Annotated in this window: 6 protein-coding genes and 1 pseudogene; 2 read left to right on the forward strand and 5 right to left on the reverse strand. The window is 72.4% G+C overall.

Translation table 11 applies throughout. The features are described from left to right. Positions 1 to 8 precede the first annotated feature (8 nt). Entirely contained in the window at positions 9 to 2,249 is a 2,241-nt protein-coding gene (locus tag ADK57_RS44285; RefSeq protein WP_053755443.1) for a sensor histidine kinase, read from the reverse strand. A gap of 804 nt (positions 2,250 to 3,053) precedes the next feature. Next, positions 3,054 to 4,319 carry an MBL fold metallo-hydrolase gene (locus ADK57_RS44290; RefSeq protein ID WP_053755444.1) on the reverse strand — a complete coding sequence of 422 codons (1,266 nt, stop codon included), beginning with the start codon at positions 4,317 to 4,319 and terminating at the stop codon, positions 3,054 to 3,056. Positions 4,320 to 4,466: 147 nt separating this feature from the next. Here ADK57_RS44290 and ADK57_RS44295 point away from each other — a divergent pair, with 147 nt between their 5' ends. Both ADK57_RS44295 and ADK57_RS44300 read left to right on the forward strand, forming a co-directional pair. Next, on the forward strand, positions 4,467 to 5,645 hold the full coding sequence (locus tag ADK57_RS44295) for a Glu/Leu/Phe/Val dehydrogenase dimerization domain-containing protein (RefSeq protein WP_053755445.1): 1,179 nt from the start codon (positions 4,467 to 4,469) through the stop codon (positions 5,643 to 5,645). Between the two features lie 121 nt (positions 5,646 to 5,766). Then, a complete protein-coding gene (locus ADK57_RS44300; RefSeq protein WP_234390592.1) occupies positions 5,767 to 6,378 on the forward strand; it encodes a TetR/AcrR family transcriptional regulator in 612 nt (203 codons plus the stop codon). Between the two features lie 487 nt (positions 6,379 to 6,865). Here the strand turns inward: ADK57_RS44300 and ADK57_RS44305 are convergent, their stop codons facing one another. The 3 genes and pseudogenes from ADK57_RS44305 to ADK57_RS52340 all read right to left on the reverse strand — a co-directional run. After that, positions 6,866 to 7,651: an SGNH/GDSL hydrolase family protein gene (locus tag ADK57_RS44305; RefSeq protein WP_053755447.1), complete on the reverse strand. Its 786-nt coding sequence runs from the start codon at positions 7,649 to 7,651 to the stop codon at positions 6,866 to 6,868. 145 nt (positions 7,652 to 7,796) lie between these two features. Further along, the gene (locus ADK57_RS44310; RefSeq protein ID WP_053755448.1) at positions 7,797 to 8,513 is read right to left on the reverse strand and encodes a DUF6250 domain-containing protein; all 717 of its coding nucleotides are present in this window, start codon (positions 8,511 to 8,513) and stop codon (positions 7,797 to 7,799) included. 111 nt (positions 8,514 to 8,624) lie between these two features. Beyond that, positions 8,625 to 8,900: pseudogene (locus ADK57_RS52340) on the reverse strand (hypothetical protein); the annotation flags it as partial. Positions 8,901 to 9,217 lie beyond the last annotated feature (317 nt).

Consider the following 9,217-nt stretch of genomic DNA (forward strand, 5'->3'; position numbering starts at 1 on the left):
GGGCGTGGTCATCCGGCGGGTGCGCTCCCGTCGTGCCGGGTGGTGTGGTCGAGGTCGAGACCGGGCGCGGACCCGCCGTCCCGCACGCCAGGTACGTCGTGCATCCCGGGCCCGTGCGTGGGGCGCGCCTCGGATATGTGGGACGGATCCATGGGTCGTACGTCCATGGAGGGCGGAGTGGCCATGTCTGTGACGTCTGTGTGGCCGAGGCTCAGGGGCGCGAAGGGCGCCGTCCCGGGAAGCGGCACAGGCGTGTGTACGGCGTCCAGGGGGGTGGGCTCCACGTGGGGCGGCGCCATGTCGGCCCGCTCCATGTGGGTCGGCTCCATGTGCGTGGGCAGGGTGTGGGCCGACTCCATGTGCGCGGGCTCCACAGGGACCGACCCCATGGGCACCGACCCCATGGGCACCGACCCCATGGGGGCAGACCCCATGGGCAACGCCGAGGGTGTCGTCGGCTCGCCGGACGCGGCCTCCAGGTGCTGTTGCGCCTCGGCCAGCCCGATGCCCCGCTGGAAGGCCGCCATCAGGCCCGGGTCGTGACCGGCCGGGTACTCCGACTCCTGGCGGGGCGCCGGCCCGTCGCGCAGCTGGGGCGCGATGTGCTCCTGGGCCCGCCGCCGAGGCAGTTGGGGCTTGCCCATGGTGCCGCGCACGGCGCCGTTGCGCGGGGTGGGAGGAGCGGCCACGTGCTCCGAGACCAGGTGCCGGTGGTCGGGCCGGATGCCGGGCACCGCCTCCGCCGGGGTGGGCCGCTCCTCGCGGGCCCCGCGCACGGGCAGCGGTGCCGGTGCTCCGCCGTTTCGCGTCGGCGGCGCGGGGGGTGCGGTCCGTACGGTCTCCCGCTGCCGGGGACGCGGTGTCTCCCGCTGCTGAGGGCGCGGCGGGGCCTGCGACGCGATCGGTGGGCTCGGCGTGCCCCGGCGCCCCGCCTCGGGCGGCCCCGGCTGCGGATGCTGGTGCTGGTGCGGCAGCGGCACGGACGGCCCCGCCCCGCCCTCCGGGGCGTCCGGCGGCTGCGGTACGGCTCCGGAGGCACCCGGAGCCGTACCCAGCAGGGCCTGTGGTACCACGAGGACGGCCTGGACACCGCCGTAGATGTTGGTCTGCAGCCGGACGTGGATGCCGTGCCGTTTGGCGAGCTGCGAGACCACGAACAGCCCGATGCGGCCGTCGGCCAGCAGGCTGGCCACGTTGACCTGGTCCGGGTCGGCGAGCAGGGCGTTCATCCGGCCCTGCTCGCCGACGGGCAGGCCGAGCCCGCGGTCCTCGACCTCGACGGCGAGCCCCGAGGTGACGAGGTTGGCGCGCAGCAGCACCTGGGTGTGCGGGGCGGAGAACACCGTGGCGTTCTCGACGAGTTCGGCCAGCAGGTGGATCACGTCGGCGACGGCGTGGCCGCGCAGGGTGCCGTCGATGGGCGGCACGAGCTTGACCCGTGAGTACTGCTCGACCTCGGCGATGGCCGAGCGCAGCACCTCGGTCATGGAGACCGGGTTGCTCCACTGCCGACGGGAGACGGCTCCGCCGAGCACGGCGAGGTTCTCGGCGTGACGGCGGATGCGGGTGGCGAGATGGTCGACGTGGAAGAGGCCCTTGAGGAGGTCGGGATCCTCGATCTCGTTCTCCAGCTCGTCGAGGATCGAGATCTCGCGGTGCACCAGCGACTGCAGACGCCGGGCGAGGTTGAGGAAGACCTCGAGTTTCTGTTCGCTGCCCGCCTGGCTGGAGAGCTGCGCGGCCTGGACGACGGCGGTGACGGCGCCGTCGTGGGCGCGCGCGAGGTCGGTGGCGAGCAGTTCGAAGTCGTCGGCGTCCTCGGGCGGGCCGCTGTGCGGCTTGCGCTGCGGCGGGCCCTCACCGCGGCGCAGCGCCTCAACCAGGGATCGCAGGTCGGCTTCGCCGCGCGCACTGCTGCGGCGCAGGCCGCCGATGCGGTCGCTCACCGACTGGGCGGCGCGGTCGGCGGCCACTGCGGCGATCAGGATGCCCGCGCAGGTCACCGACACGGCTCCGGCGAGCACGCACCACAGGGTCAGGCTGGGCCGGGCGCCGGTGGACCGGACGGTGAACAGGACGGCGGCGCAGGCGCTGAGGGCGACGGCGACGGGCGGCAGCACGGCGAGACGCAGCAGCTGGGGCCGTATGTGGGTCTCGGGCAGCGCGGGAACGGCTCGGGCGGCCGGCCGGCCGTGCCGCCCGCCCTCACGGCGGTCAGCACGTGCGGCCGGGGCGCGGAGGTGAGACATCGGTGTCCTCGTCGTACTGGTCCGTCGGGCCTGATTGCCCTGCTGCGCATGTCGGGTGCGTACGCGGGCACGCGCATGCGGGTGCCGATCGGCAGAACCGAACTTTCCGTCCCTGCGTCGCCCGACGGACACTGACAGTAGTCGGCAACGCATCATGCGCGGTGGGCAGTTGACAAACTCCCACGGACAGCGTCCCGCTCTGGTATGAGGCCTCGCACGACAGATCGATAAGCCCCTCGCCCGTCCGCTCCCATCAGGCCAGGGATCGATCGACACTGGTCAGAGCCGGTCACAAACGGATGGCAAGACTGAGGCAAGACCGAGGCAGGCCGAGGAGACCCTCTCCCCGGCGGGTGACCTGTACGGCGACTTCCGGTCGCCCTCGCCCCGGGGAGTCAGCACCACAGGGCCTCGCGAGCACCCCCATGAGATTTACGCTCCGTAGCCACCCTTGCCGGGCAGCCTGCTGGGACCGCGCGCCTCGCGCCCCTTCCCCAAGCCCCGGAACGACCGCCTGCATGCCCCGTCGCCGATGAGCACGCTCCCCACAGGGGTCCCGGCCTCAACTCCGCGCAGCCGCCTCCCTCCACACGACCCGGCCTCAGCTCCGAGCAGCCCGGGCCGCCCCCTCCACACGACCCGGCCGCCACCCCGCACGACCCGGCCCCGCGCCGAGCGACGCCGACCGTCCACCCGTCGGCCTGTCCCCGCCACCCCGAACAACCACCTGGCCGCCCGTCGGCGAACAGGTCGGGCAGCAGCCCTTCGCCCCGAGCCGCCCGCAGTCGTAACCGCCTCCGCCCGTCAGCCCGCGGGAACGACCTCCGGCTCGCCCGACGCCTCGCCCTTGCCCTGCGGCGCGTCACCGGTCGTGGCGTCCTGTTCCCGGGCCGCCGAGTCGGCCGAGGTCTTGATCGCCGCCTCGGTCAGCGCGTCGGCAGCCGGCCAGCCGCCCGCCGGTGCCGCGGCCACGCCCCGCCACCACGGCTCCCTCGGCACGGTCTCGGCCGTGGGCTCGAAGGGCTCGCCGGGCCGGGGCAGGGCGATCGGGGCCTTCACGGCCCGGGCGGACGCGATGGTGCCCTCGCCGGGATCGGCCCACGCGTGCATGGCGAGGTTGAAGGTGGCCCAGTGGATCGGCAGGAGCACGCCGTGCGGCCGGCCGCCCTGGAGGTCGAGGTGAGCGCGCACGCCTTCCTCGGGGGTCATGTGGATGTCCGGCCAGTACTCGCTGTATGCGCCGATCTGGATCATCGTGGCGTCGAAGGGACCGTGCTCGGCGCCGACGTCCTGGAAGCCCTCGAAGTAGCCGGTGTCGCCACTGTGGTAGATCCGGTGCTCGTCGCCGGCGACGACCCAGGAGGCCCACAGCGTGTGCTGCGTGTTGCGCAGGCCGCGGCCGCAGAAGTGGCGGGCCGGCGTGGCCGTCAGGGTGAGACCGCCGACCTTCGTGGCCTCGTGCCAGTCCAGCTCGCGCAGCCGGTCGGCCGACACCCCCCAGTGCTCCAGGTGGGCGCCGACGCCCAGCGGCACGGCGAACAGCGTGTCGGTGTCGGCCAGCGCCTTGATCGTGGGCATGTCGAGGTGGTCGTAGTGGTCGTGCGAGATGACGACGACGTCGACCGGGCCGAGCGCGGCCAGCGGCAGGGGCACGGGGTGCAGCCGCTTGGGCCCGGCAAAGGGGAACGGGGAGCAGCGCTCGCCCCAGACCGGGTCGAAGAGCACCCGCTGCCCGTCGATCTCCGCGAGCACGCTGGAGTGCCCCATCCAGGTCAGCCGCAGCCCGGTGGCGGGGGGCTTGGCGATGTCGGCGAGCGTGGTGGCGTGGACCGGCACGGTGCCCGTCGGGGCGCGGCGGGGGCGCTCGTCCTTGTCGAAGTACACCTTCGCGAGTTCCAGCGACGAAACGGAGGGCCGGGTGCTTGCGGTGCCTCCGGGGTTCTGGAAGACCCCGTCCTTGAAGTGGGGCGATCTGCGGATGCGCGCCAGGCGCTCACCGCTCGGGTCCGCACCGAAGGCCGCGGGCCGCAGCGCGCGAAGCCCGGAGCTCGGGGAACGGAAACCGGTCACGGTGTACCTCCAGGGTGGAGTCGGTGAGGCGTTCCATTATGGTCGCCCCCTCTGACAACGGGGTTACCACCGCTGATCCGTTCCGTGCGTTGACAGGACACGGCCACCCTTCGGATACTGACTCACCGTTCAGTTGGAGGAGACCGCATGACCGCCCCCCTGATGTCGCTCACCTGGACCGACCACCTCACCGGTCGCCAGGGCTTCCTGGTCGTCGACCGGCTGGTGCGCGGCGTTTCCAGCGGCGGGCTGCGCATGCGCGCGGGCTGCACGCTCGACGAGGTCACCGGCCTCGCCCGCGGCATGACCATGAAGGAGGCGCTGCACTACAACCCCGAGGGCCGCTACGTCCCCCTCGGCGGCGCCAAAGGCGGTATCGACTGCGACCCCCGGGAGCCCGGGGCGTACGACCTACTGGTGCGCTACCTGCGCGCCATGCGCCCGTACGTCGAGAGCCTGTGGACCACGGGCGAGGACCTCGGCCTCACCCAGGACCTGGTGGACCGGGCGGCCTCGGAGGCGGGGCTCGTCTCTTCCGTCCAGGCCGTGTATCCGCTGCTCGACGACGAGGCCGCGGCCCGGCAACGGCTCGCGGACGCCTTCGCGGTCGACGTGGACGGCATCGGTCTCGACGAGCTGGTCGGCGGCTGCGGTGTGGCGGAGTCGGTGCTCACGGCCCTGGACCGGGCCGGCGTGGCGTATGCGGGCACACGGGTCGCCGTGCAGGGCCTGGGCACCATGGGCGGGGCCACCGCGCGCTTCCTCACGCGCGCGGGGCTCACCGTCGTGGCCGTCGCCGACATCAAGGGCACGATCGCCAACTCGGCGGGCCTCGACATCGAGGCGCTGCTCGCGGCGCGGGACGCCTACGGCACGGTGGACCGGGCCGTGCTGCGTCCCGGCGACCGGGAACTGCCGGGCGACGCCTGGCTGTCCGGCGGCGCGGAGGTGCTGGTACCCGCGGCGGTCTCGTACGCGATCGACACCACCAACCAGGAGCGGATCACGGCCCGCTGGATCGTCGAGGCGGCCAACATGCCCGTCCTCCCTGAGGCGGAGGAACTGCTGTCCGCGCGCGGGGTGACCGTCCTGCCGGACGTGGTCGTCAACTCCGGTACGAACGCCTGGTGGTGGTGGACGCTCTTCGGTGACATCGACGCCGACGCGGACGCGGCGTTCGCCCACACGCGCCGCTCGATGCGCGCCCTGGTCGAGCAGATGCTGGCCCGCGCGGAGCGGGACGGCACGACCCCGCGGGCGGCCGCGCACGCCATCGTCGCGGACCGGCTGCCGGTGATCGCCGAGCGGTTCGGCTGGTACCGGTAGCGAGGCGCCCGGCCCTCGGCGCGAACGGTCGTTTCAGGTGTGCCTACCGGGGCGCGGGCCGGTGCGGCCGGTAAACGACCTCTGTCCGGCAGTGCACAGGACCACGGATTAGGGTGACCGCGTGGCAAGAGTGCGGTTGAGCGTGGCCGAGCGGCGCGAGGAGCTGTTGCGGGCCGCCATCGAGCAGATCGAGGCGCGGGGCGTGGCGGCGGTCAGGATCGCCGATGTGGCCTCGGTGCTCGGCGTGAGCAACGCGCTGGTGCTCTATCACTTCTCCACCAAGGAGAAACTCGTCGCCGCCGCCTTCACGTACGCGGCCGAGGACGACCTCGCCCACCTGTCCAGGCTTCTCGGCCGCCGCACCTCGGCACTGCGCCGGCTGCGGGCAGCCGTGCGCTGGTACGCCCCGACGGGCCAGGCCAAGGGCTGGCGGCTGTGGATCGAGGGCTGGGCGGCCGCGCTGCGTGAGCCCGCACTCCAGGAGGTCACCCGGGACCTCGACCGGCAGTGGAAGGCGGCCCTCGCCGAGGTGATCGCCGAGGGTGTCGCCGCGGGCGAGTTCCGCTGCCCGGACCCGGGCGGCACGGCCCTGCGCCTCACGGCCCTGCTGGACGGGCTCGCCGTACAGCTCACGTCGTACTCGGGCGCTGTCTCGCGGTCCCGGGCACAGGAGTGGGTGGACGAGGCGCTCGCCCGGGAACTGGGGCTGGCGCGTGAGGCGTTGACGGCGTAGGGGCGCCGAGCCCCCTACCCCGCGAAAGCGTGGGCGGCCTTGCGCGCCCGGGCCCGGGCGCGCGGATGGGCCGGGCCCGCGGATGGGCCGGGCTGTCGAAGTCGAAGGCCACCGAGTGGATGCGGCCCGTGCGCGCGGCGGGGCCGGGCAGGCCGGGGCGATGAGTGTCACTGTCACGGCGAGCGCGACGGTGGGACGGGGCAGCGGCGCGGGCGTACGGAGCAGGGGCATACGGCGCGGTGGGCGGCCCTCCGCCACGGCGGGAACGATTCACGGTCATGCCGGCAGCACCGTCATGCCATGCGGACGCACCACTCCCGCACGGTCACATCACGGGTCGAACCCCGGCGGCTCCACCGCGTCCGAACCGGCGACGGCTCCCCCACCCGCCGGTCACGCCCGCCCAAGCGGAGTGCCCGGGCGCACCCCCACAAGGAGGCCCGCACCGGGCACCGACATGCCTTCAAGCCCTAAGGCCCTCAAGACCTCAAGCCACCGAAGCGATCCGCGTCTTGATGTCGTCCGGCGACAGCGCGCCCTTGGCGGTCACATGGTCGCCCGACGACTCCCCGCGCAGCCGCCGGCCGATCCACGGCACCAGGTACTCGCGCGCCCAGTGCACGTCGTCCCGCCGGACCTCGAGCGTGCCGCGCGGCGGGAGCGGCGGCCAGGGCTGGTCCGGGTCGGCCGGGATTTCCAGCCCGAGGACCTGACCCGCGCGCAGCGCCACGCGCGTGTGCCCGTCCGCCGACAGGTGAAGCCGGTCGCCGTCCCAGGCTCGCCGGTCCTGAATGGTCTTCAGGGACCACAGGTCGAGCACCGGACAGCCGTGGCGGTCGGCGATGGCACGCACATGTCCGTTGTAGGTGGCGATCTTGCCGCGCAGATGCTTGAGCACGGGCACGCCTCGGGTGTCGAATCCGGTCGTCACCATCACCGTGCCGGCGACGGCGGTGAGCTGCACCACCGCCCGCTCGAAGCGCTCGGCGACCTCGTCGGGGTCGGTGCCGGGCCGCAGGATGTCGTTGCCGCCGGCGCAGAAGGAGACCAGGTCCGGGGCCAGTTCGAGAGCCTGCGGAAGCTGGTCCTCCACGACCTGGTCGAGAAGTTTCCCCCGCACTGCGAGGTTCGCGTACTTGAAGTCGCCCTCGGGCCGCCGGTCCGCGAGCAGTACCGCGAACCGGTCGGCCCAGCCGACCAACGCCCCGTCGGGGCCGGGGTCGCCGACGCCCTCGGTGAAGCTGTCCCCCACCGACACGTACGACCCGATCACTGATCTGATGTCACTCTTCGAATCGTCTGCCACGTCGGCCCATGATTCCCTTTCGGATGTGAGCTACGCGACCGTAAGAAAGGGTTGACGCGCGGTGAGATAAGCCACTCTTCAAGGATTGGTCAAACCAGGAATAGCCTTCTCGTCAACGCTGTTGAGGCGGCAACTGCCACACCCGGAATCCGCTGATCCGGAAGTGACTCCAGGTGGTCCGAAAGGCGAAGTGCCCGCTCGTGTACGGCTCCGGGTCGCTGTAGTCGAAGACGAGCCGCCCGTTGCTCCACCACTGCACTCTCGAGCCGTCGGAGACGATCCGCACCCGGTTCGGCTCGTTCGGCACGAGCAGCGGCTCGGTGTAGTCGTAGACCAACGGCCGGACGCCCGCCTCTCCGACGTAGCGGCGCAGCCGGGTCGTGGTGTTCGAATTGGCGCCGTAACCCACGTAGTACGTCTTCAGGTAGTCGTACTCCGCCAGCGCCCCGCCCCGCCGGGTGGCGAAGAGGTCGTCGGGGGAACGGACGTCGACGGCGTTCCAGAAGTTGTTGAGGTCCGAGACCCTGTCGTTGACGCCGCCCGCCGACACCGGCGTGGCGGTGTACTCCAGGACGTACGGCCCTTCGATCCGCTTCTTGAACCAGACTGTCGCACCGGCGGGCACGTCGACTTCCAGGATTCCGCGGGAGGCGGTGACGGTCCCGCCCTTCTCGAGTTCCACCGCCCACCGGCCGAGACCGTGGCGGAAGTCGTCGTGGGCGATCAGCCGGCGGTGGCGGGGCGTGGCGCTCACTGTGGTCGCGGGGGCGAGGGCGGCCAGCGCGGCGCCTGCGGCCAGGGCTCCGAAGGCCCTACGGGTGGTCGTCACGGGAGACGGCTCCTTCCGGGAAGGTGATCGGCGTCCTCGGCACACGGGAGTCCCGGCGCCGAGGCAGTAGTCGGTGTACGTGGACTGCGGACAGCCGCGCACGGTCCGGCCGAGGCGGTACGCGGCGGTCCGGGCGAGCGTGCAGTGGCGCGCCTCCGTCGGCTCGGTGGTCGCGCAGAGGCGCAGGGCGCTGTGCTCGGCGGTCCCGGCCAGGCCCTCCTCGCGCCAGTCGCCGAGGGGGTCGCCGTAGAAGGTGGTCGCGTTGCGGGCACCCGAGACCTCGCCGGACGGGTCGAAGATCCCCGTGCCGGTCCAGGTCGCCGGGTTCGACTTCTCGACGCGGGTGAAGTCGAGGAGCTCCGACACCTTGTCACCGTCCCACCGCATACGGAAGTCGACCGCCCTCGATGACGGTGCGTCGGTCGACGCGGGGCACGGAGACCTCCGAAGACGTAGAAAGCGCTTGCGCCGCTTCGGAGTTCACTCTGCCCCCGCTCTCACCTCACTGTCGACACCCAGGACACCCCTGCCACAGGACCGCAATGAAGTGATCATGAACGAGCAAGGATGAACACACCGAAGGCCGGACCCGGGGATGGCGCTTTCTAGAAGGCTGATGAAGATCTTGGGGTTCTGGCCCTGCCGCGTGAGCGGCAGGGCCAGACTCGTTGTGTGGCGATGGGTGAGTGGGTCGGCGAGATGGT

The organism is Streptomyces sp. MMG1533, assembly GCF_001279775.1.
Lineage (GTDB): Bacteria > Actinomycetota > Actinomycetes > Streptomycetales > Streptomycetaceae > Streptomyces.

Coding starts and splice junctions, on each gene's coding strand:
- ADK57_RS44285 (WP_053755443.1), bottom strand. CDS start 2,249: ATGTCTCACCTCCGCGCCCCGGCCGCACGTGCTGACCGCCGTGAGGGC.
- ADK57_RS44295 (WP_053755445.1), top strand. CDS start 4,467: ATGACCGCCCCCCTGATGTCGCTCACCTGGACCGACCACCTCACCGGT.